Here is an 18058-nt window from a genome sequence, read left to right as displayed (position 1 = left end):
TTAGCCTAGTTATTGTCCCGCACCGGCAAATCCATCTGCCTACGATCTTTTCGATGCACCGCGGATCCTCGCCCAGCAGGATGCGGGGCGCGATCACGTCGTAGATCATGCTGATCATTGGATACTGGAGTTCTTCGCGATATACCGCGACGAGGTATCGCCCAAGCCGGCGAAGCCCACCACGCCATCGGTGGACGGCTATCGCCTGCGCATCGTGGATGGCAGCCATTTGCGGGCGAGCGAAAAGCGCCTGAAACCATTACGTGGGTTTCGGGGCGCGGCCTTGCCGGGGCAGTCATTGGTCGTCTATGACCCGGACACAGCGATGATCGTTGATCTGGTGCCCTGTGAAGATGCGCATGCCCAGGAGCGGGCCATCATGGAAACCCTGCTCGCATCGGCCCAGCCGGCTGAACTGTGGATCGCCGATCGACAACTTCAGCACCCGGGCGATTCTTGCCGGGTGGCAGCGTCGCGGCAGCGCCATCATCGTGCGGGAGCACGGCCGCAATCCGAGCCCCAGCGAGCTGGAGCCGTTCGCGAAATGGGCGGGGTCGAAGCCGGCATCGTGTACGAGCAAGCGGTCAGCATCCCAGATGAATCGAACGCGCCGCTGATGCTGCGGCGCATCGAGCTGCATCTGGATGGCGCCACCGAGGACGGTGACACCATCATCCGCCTGCTGACCAATGTCCCGGCCGCCCAGCTGACGGCCGAGGCCGTCGCCCGGCTATACCGGCGACGCTGGAGCATAGAGAATATGTTTCAGCGGCTGGAATCGGTGCTCAACAGTCGTACTGAGCGTGATTGCGACTGCGGCGAGAATCCGGCATGAGCTGGATACCAGCGACATCGAGCTCTCACCGTATTACCTCGCCAGCGAAATCCGGGCAACTTATGCCGGCATGATGATCGCGGTGCCGCCCGAGGTGTGGCAGGCCTATGACCTCCTCACCCCAGCTCAGCTCGGTCGCGAGTTGATCAAGATGGCGACGCACGTTGATCCCCGCGCGATGCGCAAATATATGCGGGGACCGAAAGCGCCGAAGAAGAAAGGCTACGTGGCCGGATGCGTAGCACGGCGGCATGTTTCTACCGTCCGTGTCATCAAGGCTGGACGTGTCGTCTAATCACCTTGAAAGGGGTGGCACTTGGGACTTGAAACCGCCAGCAATCAATAGGCACGGAAATCGAACATGAGCAATTCCTTCAAACCTAAACGCGATGCGGCAGAGACCATGAGGATCCCGGCAACCGACAGAGATCGGAACGGCACTGTCAACTTCTTGGTAGCAAGGCGAAACAGTGGCAAGCATGACCGTCCTTCGTAGGGATCGGCAACCGTTTGCCCTTCCAGAGTGGGGGCATCGTGTGTCAATTCTCAACGTATCGTTTCCGTTACAGACAGCATCCATTGCCACGACAAGTGCCTACCTGCATACGGAAGACGATGCGCGGCACGAGGCCACGCAGAAACGGCACCGGATCGCGTGGACCCGCGAAAGGTGATGGGCGCGCCCACCGGCATCGCATCCCTGCGCGCGACGACTGGAATCCATTGCTCCCCTGTTGAGCTGCCGTGGACACCACCGCAGCCACCATCGTCGCGCCCTGCGCTTCCTGCTCCAGGTCTTGCCCTACGCGCCTCACATGCACCTGGACGCTGGAGCTCGGAAGTTGCCTCCCGCACGGAGACGCATCGCCCAAAAAGGATCCGCGCCGGTCGGTATGACATCACGCTGGCATACCGACACTGGGGCCCAGGCCCACTCCACCGGGGATGAAGGAACAGCACTCGTGCGGATGGGATGCCCGTGACCATGGAGCAAACCCTCATGACGCCGGATGCGGTTCAGTTGTTGCAGATCGCTATTTCGGCTAATGGCGACCTCTAATTACGCCATTGTGGGTGCCAGCCAGGATAGATGAAGGAAAAACGCTCTTCTCCTACCGAGGCTCGCGAGTGCTTTCAATGGTGATCTCGCTGGCGCGAAGATCGTGGCGTGAACGCGGATCGCCAGAATTCCCCTATTTTTCCGACCTTTTGCACGGTCATACGCATGGCTCTACCGAAATATCACCCTCCCCGTCCGCCCTGCCCGGCCAGCAATAGAATTTCGCCGACGCCGGCTCGGCGTAGCCCGCGTTAGCGGAATTAATGATCCGCCGCGCCGCATTAGCGGAATCGTTGGACATGGACGGAAAGTGGCGTTGCTCTTGCACAACGGCAAAAAACGCCACTGAACGGCCGTTTCGCCATATAGATCAAAGGTTTACAGCCATGTGATCGCCGCAACCACCCTACTGGCTATCGACAAATATCCCTTGCAAAAGGGAGGCGACCATATAAGTAAAGATGCGAACACTTCGCTATAGCGTCGCCGCTCGGTTGCCTCCAGCAGTGCCGTGCGCAGCGTTCTTGTTGACAAGCGCAGGGTTTCGTTCAACCAAAAGAAATTAACCAACCCGCTCTGCGGCGGGATGCCCTCGTAGGGATCGATGTCCAACAAGGGACGGTCATGTTGGCAGAGGCGCAGGCGATTAATTGCGTTTATTTGCCACTCCATCGGCCCCATGCATCATTGCCTGCCGCACCGAGCCATCGTTCGCGGTCGACACAACGCGGCGGCTCGCACGTCCGATGGTGCGTCCGGCTGGAAGCTCGACGAAACGTCTTGGGGAAAGCCTGCGACGGGCGCGTCGATACCACACTGGCGAGGTCTCCCCAAGCACAGCCGACCGGGCCCTTCAAGCCTTCGTCAGGATCTCTTCAGCCTTATTGGTGTCCTCCAGTGAGTCCAGTCCCACGAACACGACAAACTGTGTTCCAAGCACGGAGGCCGAGAAGCCGCGCAGATTGACCCCGCTGGCAGCAAGCCGCTGAGCCAACTCCGCCGCGATGCCGGGTCGGTCCGGGCCGATGACCCGAAGGGTGTGAAGGCTGTGAGTAACATTGAACCCGACTTGTGCAGCCGCGCGGACTTCCCTGTCACCCTGCAGCGGCGTAACGAACACTACACCCTTGCCGGGATCAACTGCGGTACGGCGGGCGATGATGAACTGCAGATCCGCGCCCGCGTCGCGCAATGTCGCCAGCACTTCCGCGAGGCCGCCGGGTCTGTCCGGTATGGGTGCCGCCCACACATCCACGCGTTCCACCAGAAGATCCATCGCCATCTCCTAGTCTCCATTGCACCAATCAAAATCTAGCTCACGGGATGCTGCAAGCAAAGTCCGACGCGCTGGCGCCTTGCCCGGTAAATCCTGATGGAAAAAAAAAGTCCACTTTGCCCCGAGCACGTTAGTTCCGTTGGCCTGGCAACTCGGCACCCCTGCACGTAATATTTACATAGTAGTTTCAGATCCCGCGCTTACGTGCCGACAGGGCCGGATCGCGGCACTGCGGCGCTTCCGGACGTGGCAGGTGTCTCCAAGGTTGCCTCCATCGGCGTCTATGAAAGCTGAAAGGGGAATGGTCATGTCAGAAGACAAGTCGCCGCGCCATGCCACGGAGCAGCAGACAGCTGATATTTCCGAGGCACAAATTGCGGTCCATTGGCCCGAGGAGGACTATTTCTCGCCGTCCAGCCAGTTCATCGCCCAAGCCAACCTGACCGACGCGCGCATCTTCGAGCGCTTTTCCCTTGAACATTTTCCAGAGTGCTTCAAAGAGTTCGCGGACCTGCTCGACTGGTACAAGTACTGGGAGACAACCCTGGACTCCAGCAATCCGCCGTTCTGGCGCTGGTTTGTCGGAGGCAGGATCAACGCCTGTTATAACTGCGTGGATCGTCACATCGCCAGCCACAAGAACAAGACAGCTATCCACTTCGTTCCCGAGCCCGAGAGTGAAACAGTACAGCACCTTACCTATCAAGACCTCTTCGTACGCGTAAACGAACTGGCAGCGCTCTTGCGCGAATCCTTTGGGCTGAATGCGGGCGACCGGGTGACCCTGCATATGCCGATGGTGCCTGAGTTGCCTATCACCATGCTTGCCTGTGCGCGACTCGGCGTGATTCACTCGCAGGTCTTCAGCGGATTCAGTGGAAAGGCTTGCGCGGACCGCATCGTCGATTCCGGGAGCCGCCTGCTGATCACCATGGATGTCTACCACCGCGCCGGCGAGTTGCTCGACCACAAGGAAAAGGCTGACATCGCGGTCGCGGAGGCCGCCAGTGCCGGCCACCAGATCGACAAAGTACTGGTCTGGCAACGCTACCCGGGCAAGTACTCGAGCCCCACAAAGCTGGTGGAGGGACGTGATGTCGTCATCAATGATGTCCTTGCCAAGTACCGTGGCAGGCACGTAGACGCCGTGCAGATGCCGGCAGAGGCACCGCTCTTCCTGATGTACACAAGCGGCACGACCGGGCGGCCAAAGGGCTGCCAGCACTCCACCGGCGGCTACCTCGCCTATGTCGCGTGGACATCGAAGTACATCCAGGACATTCATCCCGAGGACGTCTACTGGTGCATGGCGGACATCGGCTGGATCACGGGCCATTCCTACATTGTCTACGGCCCGCTTGCGCTTGCCGCCTCCACGGTCGTGTATGAAGGCGTTCCGACCTATCCGGACGCCGGCCGGCCATGGCGTATCGCGGAGAACCTGGACGTCAACATCTTCCATACTTCGCCCACGGCGATCCGGGCGCTGCGGCGCAACGGGCCCGACGAACCCACGAAGCACAACCACCATTTCAAGCACATGACTACCGTGGGCGAGCCGATCGAACCCGAAGTCTGGAAGTGGTATCACAAGGTGGTTGGCAAAGGCGAGGCGGTCATCGTGGATACCTGGTGGCAAACCGAAAACGGCGGATTCCTCTGCAGCACAGTGCCGGCGATCCACAAGATGAAGCCAGGCAGCACGGGACCCGGCATTCCGGGCATTCATCCGGTGATCTTCGACGAGGAAGGCAAGGAACTCCCGGGCGGGTCTGGCAAGGCGGGGAACATTTGTATCCGCAACCCGTGGCCAGGCGTATTGCAGACGGTCTGGAAGGATCCAGATCGATACGTGAGCCAGTACTACGCGCGCTATTGCAAGGACCCCAAGAGCAAGGACTGGCGGGACTGGCCTTATCTGGCCGGTGATGGCGCGATGCAGGCCGCGGATGGCTACTTTCGCATCCTCGGCCGCATTGACGACGTGATCAACGTCGCAGGCCATCGCCTCGGCACCAAAGAAATCGAGTCTGCTGCCCTTCTGGTGTCCGATGTCACCGAGGCGGCTGTGGTTCCGGTCGCGGACGAGCTCAAGGGCAAGGTGCCCGACCTCTACGTGTCGCTGAAGCCGGGACTGGCCCCCTCCTCGAAGATCGCGAACAAGGTTTCGGCATCCGTGGTTTCCCAGATCGGGGCAATCGCGCGGCCGCGTAGGGTCGTCATCGTTCCCGACATGCCCAAGACCCGCTCGGGAAAGATCATGCGGCGTGTACTTGCGGCGATCTCGAATCAGCAGGACCCCGGCGACGTGTCCACTCTCGCCAATCCGGAGGTCGTTGAGCAGATCAAGGAGCTGGCTGCGGAGGGACGGTCAGGCTAGTCGCAGGTCGCACACAACGACGGTTAAACCGTGTCAAGAAGAAGGCGCGCGTGCGCCGACGGGAAGTGAGACACCTTTGCCACGACAGCACTACGTCGATGACCACCCCGCCCTTCTTTGCGTGGCAGGTATCCTGGCCGCACAGAAGGCACGGCTGACCGCTCCCTGAGAACATCGCGGGTGTGACGCAGGTAAGCTCGCCGAAGCAACACAGCCCATTTGGAGCATCGCACCTACGGCTGACGCCGTACCCATTTCTGCGTGGCAGTGGGCGAGTGGGAGTGGCCGAATTGGGGGGCGCCTTCTATGCCGCAGGGATTGCGGCATCGCGTCCCTTCGAACTGTCGCGGCGCCTTGATGTAGCCGGCATCGGACAATCGCGCGAAAACAGGTAATGAATCATCGTCGATAGCGGTCGTCGTTGCAGCATTGGGCCAGGCTGGCAGACAACCACGGGTCTGGGCTTCTGCCATGCCGCGCACCAAGCGATTGCAGGAAGAAATGACCAAATTCCTGGTGGACAGCGGGTACGACGATCCCAATGACGTCTGTGTGGTGACCGACGGCGCCCTGGATCTTGCCGGGGTTGCTGACGACCTTCCGTTCGATACCGAATGGGTACTCGACTGGGCGCACATCGGTCGAATGCTGCGACACGTCGATCAAGCTATCACGCCTCTGGCGTAGGGGCGTCTTACGGCCAACGGATCAGCGTTCGAACTGTGGGATCTGTTCGTTCGCTTTCGCAGCTTCGTCTCGACCGGGCAAACGGTGCGGTGGCAGAAGCTCGCTAAAGAGCTGTGCGTCTGCTTGAGCTGCGCGAAAAGCTTGACCCGATCTCGAGCCACGAAGCCAGACAAGCGCGCTACAAGCTCATAAATTTGGTCAGTTACCTCAATAACAATCTTGAGTCGCTGATCGACTATCGCACCCGGCAGCGTGTTGGCCTAAGAATCGCGACCGGCTTCGTCGAGTCATCTATCAATCGAATCGTTGGCCGTCGCATGTGTAAAAGCCAACATATGCGTTGGAGTCGTGCGGGAGCACACAGTGTCGTGCAAGTGCGCGCGCCCTATTGAACCAGGAATTCCACGAACTCGCTCCGCGGCAGTTTCCGTTGATTGGCCAGGGACGTGTGTCTTGGCCCTGGCAAAGACCGGCGTGGGCTTTTTAACGGCTTCCCTCAACAGTTGCCGCCGCGCTGGACCGCTCCCGGCGGATGCAGCGGGGCCGCCAACCACCGCGGCCCCGCTTGGTACGGCCGGACAGTCAGCCGTACTTACATCCCACAGTCGCTTGATTCCGCAACCTTCCCCATCAGCATCAGTTGCGGGTCCGGCGCGCGGCTGATAAACGACCATAGTTCATCGACCAGCGGCTTCGGGCTGGTCGCCGAGCGGTACAGGCGAATATCAAGGCTCGTTGCCCACGAGGCAGGCCCTGCCACCACCAGCTTGCCCTCTCTCAATTCGTCGCTGACGCAGCTCTCAGGCAACCAGCCTACGCCGTGTCCTGCTACGACCATGGCCTTCAGGGCCTCGGACATATGCGTCTCGAAGCAACGTTGCAGCCCGTACGGCTCCGGTGCATTAAGCAGGATCATCTCGACCACGTTGCCAAGGAAGGCGCCGGATGAGTAGGCCATAAAGGGCAAGGGCTTGGCGCTCGAGCCCGGCAGGCGGAAAATCGGCTGTCCCTCCTTGTCCGGCGCCGAGAACGGGAGGATCCGCTCGACACCCAGAATCAGGAACGGGAAGCCGTTTGGGTCGAGAAGGATCGGCAGTTGCTGATGGTGGTAGCCCAACAGGATGTCGCAGTCGTCATCCACCAGCTGTTGCACGCCCTCCGGCACATTCACCGCGTGTACGCACGCGCTCAGCGACCCGAAGCGTTGGTGCAAGTACTTGAGCCAGCTCGGGAAAAAGGTAAACATCAGGGTGTGGGCCACCGAGAACCGTATCACCTTGTCACTCTCAGCAAGGGGCTGTTGGCTGCTCAGCAGCGCTCGTGCGGCATAGGCGTCACGCAGCAGGTCGGCGGCGAGGCGCCGGAACAGCCAGCCTGCTGTCGTCAACGAGGCCGGCTGCACGCTGCGATCCACCAGGCTGACGCCAAGCCACTCCTCAAGGGCCATGATGCGGCGGCTGAATGCCGACTGGGTAATATGCCGGTCGCTTGCCGCGCGCGAAAAACTGCGCGTTTCAGCCAAGCACAGGAAGTCTTCAAGCCACTTGGTTTCCATAATGGAAGGTACTCGACATCAGGGGGGGACATCAGGGGGGCTCTATCGCACATCATACGACAACGCGGCGCCGCACAAATCGGTGGACGCCCGATAGCCTGATGAAAAATTTGCGCCACATTATTCCGAAATTGCAACATCCGTCCCCGCCTCCTGCCTGCGGCGAAGGGCCGGGCGCACCGGCGGCTGATGATACGGCAAGCCAAATGCGCCCGTATCCGTAGAACCCCTGAGATGGCGATGCAAAATTCGCCACAAGGTATTCGAAATAATCATCACCCTCCGGGCCCGCCGGGCTGATGCACGCCAGGCTCTCCCTGCGCATTTGTCGACAAGCACGGATGCTGCATGAGTATTTCGTGGCATGTCATGACAAATTCGCATCACAGTCGCTACGTGCCGACGGATTCAATACAGTCTGCTCCTCCCTTGATGCCAATTTGCGAGGAGCAAATTCATGACCGCCGCATCCTTTAGAACCGAACACGATCTCCTGGGCGACCGCGAGGTCCCGGCCGATGTCTACTACGGTGTGCACACCTTGCGCGCGGTGGAAAATTTCCCGATTACCGGCACCCCGATCTCCATCTACCCCGAGCTCGTCAAGGCGCTGGCCTATATCAAGCAGGCGGCCGCGCTGGCCAACCATGAGCTAGGCCTGCTCGACGAGTCCCGCTGTGACGCCATCGTCTCGGCGTGCGCGGAACTGCTTGGCGGCAAGCTGCACGAGCAGTTCGTCGTCGACGTGATCCAGGGCGGCGCCGGCACCTCGACCAACATGAATGCGAACGAGGTCATCGCCAACCGCGCGCTGGAACTGCTGGGGCACAAGAAAGGTGAGTACCAGTACCTGCATCCGAACGAGCAGGTCAACATTGGCCAGAGCACCAACGATGTCTACCCGTCCGCCCTCAAGATCGCGACCTGGTTCGGCATCCTGGGGCTGGTGGATGCCATGGGCGTGCTGCGGCGCGCGTTTGAGCGCAAGGCTGAGGAGTTCAAGCATGTGTTGAAGATGGGGCGCACCCAGTTGCAGGATGCCGTGCCGATGACGCTGGGCCAGGAGTTCAGCACTTACGCCGTGATGCTGGGCGAAGACGAAGAGCGCCTGCGCGAGGCGGCCTTGCTGATCTGCGAGATCAATATGGGCGCCACCGCAATCGGCACCGGCATTACCGCGCACCCGGACTACGCGCCGTTGATCCTGCGGCGCCTAAAGGAGATCACCGGCATTCCGCTCGTGACCGCGCCGAACCTCATTGAAGCCACGCAGGACTGCGGCGCCTTTGTGCAATTGTCCGGCGTGCTCAAGCGCGTGGCGGTCAAGCTGTCGAAGACGTGCAACGACCTGCGGCTGCTGTCCAGCGGCCCGCGTGCCGGCCTGGGCGAGATCAACCTGCCGGCAATGCAGGCGGGATCGAGCATCATGCCCGGCAAGGTGAATCCCGTCATCCCGGAAGTGGTCAACCAGATCGCATTCGAGGTCATCGGCAATGACATCACCGTCAGCTTCGCGGCCGAGGCCGGCCAGCTGCAACTGAATGCATTCGAGCCGATCATCGCGCACAGCCTGTTCAAGAGCGTGAGCCATCTGCGCAACGGATGCTTGACGCTCGCAGAGCGCTGCGTCAATGGCATCACGGCCAACGAAGAGCGCCTGCGGGCCACGGTCGAGAACTCCATTGGCATCGTGACCGCGCTGAACCCCTACATCGGCTACGCCAATGCCACCGCCGTCGCGCAGGAGGCCCATGCATCCGGCGGCAGCGTGTACGAGATCGTGCTGCACAAGGGCTTGTTGTCCAGGGAGCAACTCGACCAGATCCTTCGCCCGGAAGTGCTGACGCAGCCGACACCGCTCGGTCTGTCCTCGCACGGCAGATGAACCGGGGCACAAGCTGCCCGGCGCCGTACCAGGCATCCTTGGGGGTGCCTCCCCGCTAAATCGACGGCCAGACCAGGATCTGCCGCAACCGCTGGAGACAACGCATCATGAAGGCAAACAAGCTAACCACCAGGATCATGGTCGCCATGGTCCTGGGTATCGTCGCGGGCTATCTCTGCAACATCCTCGCGCCGAATGCAGCGATGGCCAAGGAGATTGCCGGCTACTTTTCGATCGTGACCGACGTGTTCCTGCGCCTGATCAAGATGATCATCGCGCCGCTGGTGTTCGGGACACTGGTGGCAGGCGTCGCCGGCATGAAGGACGCCAGCGCCGTGGGACGCATCGGCATCAAGGCATTGGGCTGGTTTATCACCGCGTCGCTGATTTCGCTGCTGCTCGGCATGTTCTTCGTGGACGTGCTGCAGCCTGGGCATGCGCTGAACCTGCCGCTGCCGGAGATCGGCACCGCCACCAACCTCAAGACCTCCTCGCTGAACCTGAAGGACTTCATCACGCACATCTTCCCCAAGAGCGCGTTTGAAGCGATGGCGCAGAACGAGATCCTGCAGATCCTGGTGTTCTCGCTGTTCTTCGGTTTCGCCATCGCTTCGTTCAAGGGCAAGGTGGGCCATCACCTGGTGGCGTCAATCGAGGAACTGGTGGCGATCATGCTGCGCGTCACCGACTTTGTGATGCGCTTCGCGCCGCTGGGTGTGTTTGCCGCCGTTGCCGCCGCCATCACGGTGCAAGGCATTGGCGTGCTGTTCACCTACGGGAAGTTCATCGGTGGCTTCTACCTGGGCTTGCTGGTGCTGTGGCTTGTGCTGACCGCGGCGGGCTACCTGTTCCTGGGCGGGCGGGTGTTCACCCTGCTCAGGCTGATTCGCGAACCGACGATCCTGGCATTCTCGACCGCCAGCAGCGAGGCGGCCTATCCCAAGACCATGGAGCAGATGGAGAAATTCGGGGTGCCTAACAAGGTGACCGGCTTCGTCCTGCCGCTTGGCTACTCGTTCAATCTCGACGGCTCGATGATGTACCAGGCCTTCGCGGCGCTGTTCATCGCCCAGGCCTACAACATCGAGCTGAGCCTGACGCAGCAGATCACCATGTTGCTGGTGCTGATGATCACCAGCAAAGGCATCGCCGGCGTACCCCGCGCCTCCATCGTCGTGGTGGCGGCGACCTTGCCGATGTTCAACCTGCCCGAAGCCGGCCTGCTGCTGATCCTGGGCATCGATCAGTTCCTCGACATGGGCCGCACCGCCACCAACGTGATCGGCAACAGCATCGCCACCGCGGTCGTCGCCAAATGGGAGGGCGAACTGACCCCGACGCAGGTATCGGAGGCGGAAGACGTTCCTGCAGATTCCCACGCATACAGAAGTCCGATGGACCACGAAATGAGTGAAGACGCACGAGACGGGCGTTACGTCGAACACCAACCCACACCCGATTTGACGCCCTGACAGAGCCACAGAGACAGCCATGACCGACAACCTTCGCGAAGCCGCACTCGATTACCACCGCTATCCCACGCCCGGCAAGATCTCGGTGACGCCCACCAAGGCCATGGCCACCCAGCGCGACCTCGCCCTCGCCTATTCGCCCGGCGTGGCCGACGCCTGCATGGAAATTGTGCGCGACCCGGCCGAAGCGATGAACCTCACCTCGCGTGCCAACCTGGTCGCCGTCATCACGAACGGCACGGCGGTGCTGGGCCTTGGCAACATCGGCCCGCTGGCCGGAAAGCCCGTGATGGAGGGCAAGGGCTGCCTGTTCAAGAAGTTCGCGGGCATCGATGTCTTCGACATCGAACTGGAGGAGGAGGACCCGGATGCGCTGATCGACACCATCGCCCGCATGGAGCCGACCTTCGGCGGCATCAACCTGGAGGACATCAAGGCGCCCGAGTGCTTCTACATCGAGAAGAAGCTGAGAGAACGCATGAAGATCCCGGTCTTCCATGACGACCAGCACGGCACCGCCATCGTGGCCGCCGCGGCCATCCTCAATGCGCTCAAGCACGTCGGCAAGGACATCCGCGAGGTCAAGCTGGTGGCGTCCGGCGCGGGCGCCGCCGCCCTCGCCTGCCTGGACCTGATCGTCAGCCTTGGCCTGCGGAAGAGCAATGTGTTCGTCTCCGACAGCACCGGCGTGGTCTATCAGGGCCGCAAGGAGCAGATGGACCCGAACAAGGCGCGCTACGCGCAGGACACCTCCGCGCGCACGCTGGCCGACATCATCGGCGACGCGGACATCTTTCTTGGCCTGTCGGCCGGCGGCGTGCTTAAGGCCGAGATGGTCAGGGCCATGGCGCGCGACCCGATCATCCTGGCCATGGCCAACCCCACGCCCGAGATCGCGCCGGAAGATGCACTGGCCGTACGCTCCGATGCGATCCTGGGCACAGGCCGCTCGGACTATCCGAACCAAGTCAACAACGTCCTCTGCTTCCCGTTTATCTTCCGCGGCGCGCTGGACGTTGGGGCCACCACCATCAATGAGGAGATGAAGCTGGCCGCCGTGCGGGCCATTGCCGATCTCGCGCATGCCGAGATTCCGGAGATGGTGGCGCAGGCCTACGGCACAGTCGGCCTGCGCTTCGGCGCCGAATACCTCATTCCCAAGCCGTTCGACCCGCGTCTGATCGAGGCCGTTGCCCCTGCCGTTGCCAAGGCAGCGATGGACAGCGGCGTGGCAGCGCGGCCCATCGCGGACCTGGGGGCCTATCGCCAGCGCCTGAGCCAGTTCGTCTATCAGTCGCGCAGTGCCATGCAGCCGGTGTTCGCCGCCGCCAAGCGCGCACCCAAGCGGGTGATCTACGCCGAAGGCGAGGACGAGCGCGTGCTGCGCGCCGCGCAAGTGGTAATCGACGAGGGCGTCGCGCGCCCGCTGCTGGTGGGCCGCCCGGACGTGATCGCGCAGCGCATCGCGCAATTCGGCCTGCGCCTGCAGCCGGATGTGGATTGCGAATGCGTCGATCCGCTGGACCCTGGGGTGTACAGCAGCGCGGCAGAGGCTTACTACCAGTTGAGCTGCCGCGACAGCGTATCCCGCGCCCTGGCGCAGGAGGAAGTCCGCAGCCGTGGCACGCTGCTGAGCGCGATGCTGGTGCGCCAGGGCCGGGCCGATGCCATGCTGTGCGGCACCGTGGGCCGCTACCAGGACCACCTTTCCTACGTACGCGACGTGATCGGCATGAAGCCCGGCATCCAGACGCTGGCCGCCATGCAGATGCTGATGCTGCCCGGGCGCCAGCTGTTCATTTGCGACACCCACGTCAACCTGGATCCGACCGCGCAGCAGATTGCCGAGATCACGTTGCTGGCGGCCGACGAGGTTCGCCGCTTCGGCATCACGCCGAGCGTGGCACTGCTGTCGCACTCCAACTTTGGCAGCTCCACCGCCCCCGCGGCAGTGAAGATGCGCGAAGCGCTGGCGCTGGTGAAGGCGCAGGAGCCGTCGCTCGCGGTGGATGGCGAGATGCAGGGGGATGCGGCGCTGTCCAAGCCCATCCTCGATCACGAATTTCCGGAATCGAGCCTGGCGACGGAAGCCAACGTGCTGGTGATGCCCAATGTCGATGCCGCGAACATCTCCTACAACCTGCTGCGCATCGCGGCGGGCGGCGGCATCACGGTGGGCGGCATCCTGCTGGGGGCGGCGAGCCCCGTGCACATCCTGACGTCATCCTCGACGGTCCGCCGCATTGTCAACATGACGGCGCTGGCTACGGTCGATGCGGGCTCGCAGCGCGCCGCCGCGGGGTCGCCCGACTGAACCTGGAGCATCGCCACGGGATGCTGGTTGCCGCCCAGGGCCAGCATCCCGGCGGGATGGCGCAAACGGCGGCGAATCCAGACACCGGCCGCTGATGTATCTCTCGCTCTACAAGATGCACGAACTGGCCTTGCATGGCTTCGCCAAGGTGGCGCTCGACACCCTCGCGCGCTCGATCGTCCGACGCACGGAACCCCATGTGAAGCTGCACTGAGTCCGGTGCCGCCTCATTCGCTCGCTCACACATTGTTCCCGATCTCATGACCGTTCCTACACCCGATCCCGCCCGCCGGATTGCCGAGCTCTTCGGCGCGCAGCAGACCATGCTGCGTGCGCTCGGCGTCGACGCGCTTTTCGCGCCGGTGTCGATGCTGACGGCCGCGCGTGCTCTCGCCGCCTGGCCGGACCAGGCATTTAAGCAGATGACGGCATTCTGGCCGATGGGAGAACCCACCGGCACCCCCGACCGCCGCTTTGCCGCACAGGCCTGGCGCGATGACCCGCGCTGCGAACTGGTGGTGCGCCACTACCAGAGCTATGCCAGGCTGCTCCGCGGCACCATCGACGAGTCGCCGGCCGATGCGCAGACCAAGGCGCAGTGGAAGTTTGCGCTGCGCCAAATGCTGGACGCACTCAGTCCGGCCAACTGCCTGGCCACCAACCCCGAGGCGCTGCAGCTTGCCGTGGACTCCGGCGGCGCCAGCCTGGTGCAGGGCATGCGGCTGTTCCTGCAAGACCTGGCCAAGGGGCGCGTCTCGATGGCCGACGACCGGGCCTTCGAAGTCGGCCACGACGTCGCCACCACCCCGGGCGCCGTGGTGTACGAGAACGAGCTGATGCAGCTCATCCAGTATGCGCCGGCTACGGCCAAGGTCTATCAGCGTCCGCTGCTGATCGTGCCGCCTTGCATCAACAAGTTCTATATCCTCGACCTGCAGCCCGAGAATTCATTCGTCGCCCATGCCGTGGCACAAGGGCATACGGTCTTCCTGGTGTCGTGGCGCAACGTCTCCGACGCACAGGGACATCTGACGTGGGACCACTACGTTGAAGACGGCGTCCTGCGTAGTGTCGACGTGGCACAGGACATCACCGGCGCCGATCGCGTCAACACGCTCGGCTTCTGCGTGGGCGGCACGCTGCTGGCCTGCACGCTGGCCGTGGCCGCCGCACGGGGCCAGGACCGGGTCGCCAGCGTCACACTGCTCACCACGATGCTGGACTTCCACGATACCGGCGAGATTGGCCTGCTAGTCAATGAGGCCATGGTCGCGGTCCGCGAGGCGACAATTGGCCACGGTGGCCTGCTGCGTGGCCGCGAACTGGCCCAGGTCTTCGCCGCGCTGCGCGCCAACGACCTGATCTGGCCCTACGCCGTCAACAGCTACCTGAAGGGTACCGCGCCACCGGCGTTCGACCTGCTGTCCTGGAACTGCGACGACACCAACCTGCCGGGGCCGATGTATTGCTGGTACCTGCGCAACGCCTATCTCGAAAACCGCCTGCGCCTTCCCGGCGGCACCGTGCAATGCGGGGAGGCGGTGGATTTCGCCCGGGTCCAGGTCCCCGCCTTCCTCTATGCCTCCCACGATGACCACATCGTGCCGTGGGGCAGCGCCTATGCCACCACGCGCCTGCTCGGCGGCCCGACGACCTTCGTGCTGGGCGCCAGCGGCCACATCGCCGGCGTGATCAATCCGCCGGCCAAGGGCAAGCGCCACCACTGGACCGGCCCGCTGGAAAGCGACGCGCAGCGTTGGCTTGGGGGCGCCGAGCGCGTCGAAGGCAGTTGGTGGCCAGCCTGGGCCACCTGGCTCGGGCAACACGCCGGAGCGCGGACCGCCGTACGGCAATCGCCAGGCAGCGCCAGCTACCCCGTGATCGAGCCCGCACCCGGGCGCTACGTCAAGGCGAAAGCCAGCTAGCGCTGGCCCGCCCCCCTATCCCCTATTCACCCAGGAGAGTCATATGGAAGATGTTGTTATCGTCGCTGCAACCAGAACCGCCGTCGGCAAGTTCGGTGGATCGCTGGCCAAGGTGTCGGCGCCAGAACTGGGCGCCACCGTGATCAAGGCATTGCTCGAGCGCAGCGGCCTGCAGCCTGAGCTGGTGGACGAGGTGCTGCTGGGCCAGGTGCTGACCGCAGGAAGCGGGCAGAACCCGGCGCGGCAGGCGGTCATCAAGGCAGGCCTGCCGCACAGCGTGCCCGCCATGACCATCGGCAAGGTTTGCGGCTCCGGACTGAAGGCTGTGCACTTGGCGGCGCAGGCCATCAAATGCGGCGATGCGCAGATCGTCATCGCGGGCGGCCAGGAGAACATGAGCGCGTCCCCGCACGTGCTGCTGGGCTCGCGGGACGGCCAGCGCATGGGCGACTGGAAGGTCACCGACACGATGATCGTCGACGGCCTGTGGGATGCCTTCAACCGGTACCACATGGGCACCACCGCCGAGAACGTCGCCAAGGCCTATAACATCTCGCGCGCTGATCAGGATGCGTTCGCGGCCGCTTCGCAGCAGAAGGCCGAACTCGCGCAGAAGACGGGCCGCTTCAAGGACGAGATCGCGCCGGTCTCCATCGTCTCGAAGAAGGGCACGGTGATTTTCGATAGCGACGAGTTTATCAAGCACGGCACCACGGTCGACTCGCTGGCGGGTCTGCGGCCCGCTTTCGACAAAGCCGGCACCGTCACGGCTGGCAATGCCTCCGGCCTGAACGACGGCGCGGCGGCGGTCCTGATGATGTCCGCCAGCAAGGCGCGCGAACTCGGCCTGACGCCGCTGGCACGCATCGCCGCCTATGCCTCGGCCGGGCTCGACCCCACGATCATGGGCATGGGCCCGGTACCGGCCTCGCAGCGTTGCCTGCAAAAGGCGGGCTGGAGCATCCGCGACCTGGACCTGATGGAGATCAACGAGGCATTCGCAGCCCAGGCGTGCGCGGTCAACCAGGAAATGGACTGGGATCCCAGCAAGATCAACGTCAACGGCGGCGCCATCGCCATCGGGCACCCGATCGGCGCATCCGGCTGCCGGATCCTGGTGACCCTGCTCCATGAAATGGCGCGCCGCGACGCCAAACGCGGCCTGGCCTCGCTTTGCATCGGCGGCGGCATGGGCGTGGCCCTGGCCATCGAGCGTTAAGACAGCATGCATTCCCCATTGATTCCATAAAGAGACGACAGACATGAGCAAGCAACGCGTAGTACTGATCACGGGCGGCATGGGTGGCCTGGGCGAAACCATTTCGACCAAGATGGCCGATGCCGGCTATACGGTGGCGGTGACCTATTCGCCCGGCAATACCACTTATGGCGAATGGGTCCGGCAAATGAAGGCACGCGGGTATGACATCCTGGCCGTGCCCTGCGACGTGGCGGATTTCGACTCCTGCGCGAAGGCGGTGGCCGCCGTAGTGGAACAAGCCGGCCCGGTCGATGTGCTCGTCAACAATGCCGGCATCACGCGCGACATGACCTTCAAGAAGATGGACAAGGTGAACTGGGACACAGTGCTGCGCACCAACCTGGACAGCCTGTTCAACATAACCAAACAGGTCGCCGACGGGATGGTGGAGCGCGGCTGGGGGCGCATCGTCAATGTGTCCTCGGTGAACGGGTCGAAGGGCGCTTTCGGCCAGACCAACTATTCGGCAGCGAAGGCGGGCGTGCACGGCTTCACCAAGGCACTGGCATTGGAGGTCGCCAGGAAAGGCGTCACGGTGAACACCATCTCGCCCGGCTACATCGGCACCAAGATGGTCACCGCCATTCCCGAAGAGATCCTGAATACCAAGATCCTCCCGCAGATCCCGGTGGGCCGGCTGGGCAAGCCGGAGGAAGTGGCGGGCCTGATCATCTACCTGGCCTCCGAGGAAGCCGCCTTCGTGACCGGCGCCAATATTGCTATCAACGGCGGCCAGCACATGCAGTGACGATGGCGGGGCCGGACCTTGAGCCAATGCTGTCCCACGTGGCGCAAGGCATGGACGCCGCGCTGGTGCAGGCGGTGGAAGCCAATCGCCGGGCGTTGCAGCAGATCGTCGACCAGGGTGCGCAATTGCGTGAGACCCACGTCAAGAAGGCCGTGGCCTACATCGAGAACATGGAGGACGCGCTGTTCACCACGGTAGCCAAATCCATCGGCGAGTTTCCCCAGTCGGTGCAGGGGCCCTGGTCGTCGGTGCTGGACGGCATGAAGCTCAAAGGCAGCGCGACCGGCGCCAGCGCAACGGCGCCGCGCGTGGGTGGCGCCCCCCTAACCACCCACGGAGGAGACCCGGAATTTTGGGCATGCCTCCATTTCGACCACCAACGGCTACCTGCACAGCGAGACCGGCGCTTCCCACCTGTCTCTCCGACTGAGGCGCCTGTGGATCGCCTGCGACGTCACGCCGTCACCTGCGAAGCTGTGGTGAGGATCAGGAAGGGTTCCGAATCAACCCATTTGTTCGGAACAGTGTGTCAGGGATGCCACACGCGAGGAGTGATGCCAAAAACTGCCGCTCACCCAGCACCTATTGGAATTGGTGCGATTATTGCTTGACTACACTGCCGCAAAGCGCATTATTTTCATTGACACGCGAGAAAAGTCG

At 62.8% G+C, this 18058-nt stretch carries 13 protein-coding genes and 2 pseudogenes; 12 read left to right on the top strand and 3 right to left on the bottom strand.

Features of this window, described 5'->3' with window-relative positions; genetic code table 11:
• Positions 1-190 precede the first annotated feature (190 nt).
• From AC1DQ3_RS26855 to AC1DQ3_RS26845, 3 genes and pseudogenes are all read left to right on the top strand, one after another.
• The gene (locus tag AC1DQ3_RS26855) at positions 191-835 is read left to right on the top strand and encodes a transposase (RefSeq protein ID WP_477123191.1); all 645 of its coding nucleotides are present in this window, start codon (positions 191-193) and stop codon (positions 833-835) included.
• The gene (locus AC1DQ3_RS26850) at positions 804-1130 is read left to right on the top strand and encodes a hypothetical protein (protein ID WP_477123190.1); all 327 of its coding nucleotides are present in this window, start codon (positions 804-806) and stop codon (positions 1128-1130) included. Before AC1DQ3_RS26855 ends, AC1DQ3_RS26850 begins: the two co-directional genes overlap by 32 nt.
• 277 nt (positions 1131-1407) lie before the next feature.
• Positions 1408-1509: pseudogene (locus AC1DQ3_RS26845) on the top strand (integrase); the annotation flags it as partial.
• 764 nt (positions 1510-2273) lie between these two features.
• Here the strand turns inward: AC1DQ3_RS26845 and AC1DQ3_RS26840 are convergent.
• Entirely contained in the window at positions 2274-2576 is a 303-nt protein-coding gene (locus AC1DQ3_RS26840; protein ID WP_477123189.1) for a hypothetical protein, read from the bottom strand.
• 172 nt (positions 2577-2748) lie between these two features.
• Entirely contained in the window at positions 2749-3171 is a 423-nt protein-coding gene (locus tag AC1DQ3_RS26835) for an ACT domain-containing protein (RefSeq protein WP_477123188.1), read from the bottom strand.
• Between the two features lie 307 nt (positions 3172-3478).
• Between AC1DQ3_RS26835 and acs the strand changes: the two genes are divergently transcribed.
• Positions 3479-5551, top strand: coding sequence for an acetate--CoA ligase (acs, locus tag AC1DQ3_RS26830; protein ID WP_477123187.1), 2073 nt, complete (start codon positions 3479-3481; stop codon positions 5549-5551).
• A gap of 372 nt (positions 5552-5923) precedes the next feature.
• A pseudogene (locus tag AC1DQ3_RS26825) lies at positions 5924-6725 on the top strand (ISKra4-like element ISBusp5 family transposase); the annotation flags it as partial.
• Between the two features lie 105 nt (positions 6726-6830).
• On the opposite strand, the gene AC1DQ3_RS26820 reads toward AC1DQ3_RS26825, so the two are convergent.
• On the bottom strand, positions 6831-7793 hold the full coding sequence (locus AC1DQ3_RS26820) for a LysR substrate-binding domain-containing protein (protein WP_477123186.1): 963 nt from the start codon (positions 7791-7793) through the stop codon (positions 6831-6833).
• A 457-nt stretch (positions 7794-8250) separates the two neighbouring features.
• On the opposite strand from AC1DQ3_RS26820, the gene aspA reads away from it, so the two are divergent.
• From aspA to AC1DQ3_RS26785, 7 genes are all read left to right on the top strand, one after another.
• Positions 8251-9678, top strand: coding sequence for an aspartate ammonia-lyase (aspA, locus tag AC1DQ3_RS26815; RefSeq protein ID WP_477123185.1), 1428 nt, complete (start codon positions 8251-8253; stop codon positions 9676-9678).
• A 107-nt stretch (positions 9679-9785) separates the two neighbouring features.
• Positions 9786-11150 (top strand): dicarboxylate/amino acid:cation symporter, encoded by a 1365-nt coding sequence (locus AC1DQ3_RS26810; protein WP_477123184.1) that lies wholly within the window; start codon positions 9786-9788, stop codon positions 11148-11150.
• Between the two features lie 19 nt (positions 11151-11169).
• Positions 11170-13464, top strand: a complete 2295-nt coding sequence (locus tag AC1DQ3_RS26805) for an NADP-dependent malic enzyme (RefSeq protein WP_477123183.1) — start codon at positions 11170-11172, stop codon at positions 13462-13464.
• Between the two features lie 260 nt (positions 13465-13724).
• Positions 13725-15389 (top strand): class I poly(R)-hydroxyalkanoic acid synthase, encoded by a 1665-nt coding sequence (gene phaC / locus AC1DQ3_RS26800; protein WP_477123182.1) that lies wholly within the window; start codon positions 13725-13727, stop codon positions 15387-15389.
• A 43-nt stretch (positions 15390-15432) separates the two neighbouring features.
• Positions 15433-16608, top strand: a complete 1176-nt coding sequence (locus AC1DQ3_RS26795; protein ID WP_477123181.1) for an acetyl-CoA C-acetyltransferase — start codon at positions 15433-15435, stop codon at positions 16606-16608.
• Positions 16609-16651: 43 nt separating this feature from the next.
• Positions 16652-17398, top strand: a complete 747-nt coding sequence (phbB, locus tag AC1DQ3_RS26790; protein WP_477123180.1) for an acetoacetyl-CoA reductase — start codon at positions 16652-16654, stop codon at positions 17396-17398.
• A gap of 50 nt (positions 17399-17448) precedes the next feature.
• A complete protein-coding gene (locus tag AC1DQ3_RS26785) occupies positions 17449-18009 on the top strand; it encodes a DUF6781 family protein (protein ID WP_477123179.1) in 561 nt (186 codons plus the stop codon).
• Positions 18010-18058: the final 49 nt, after the last annotated feature.

It is taken from the genome of Cupriavidus sp. 01T418 (assembly GCF_056398885.1).
This window is presented reverse-complemented; position numbering and strand designations above follow the sequence as displayed.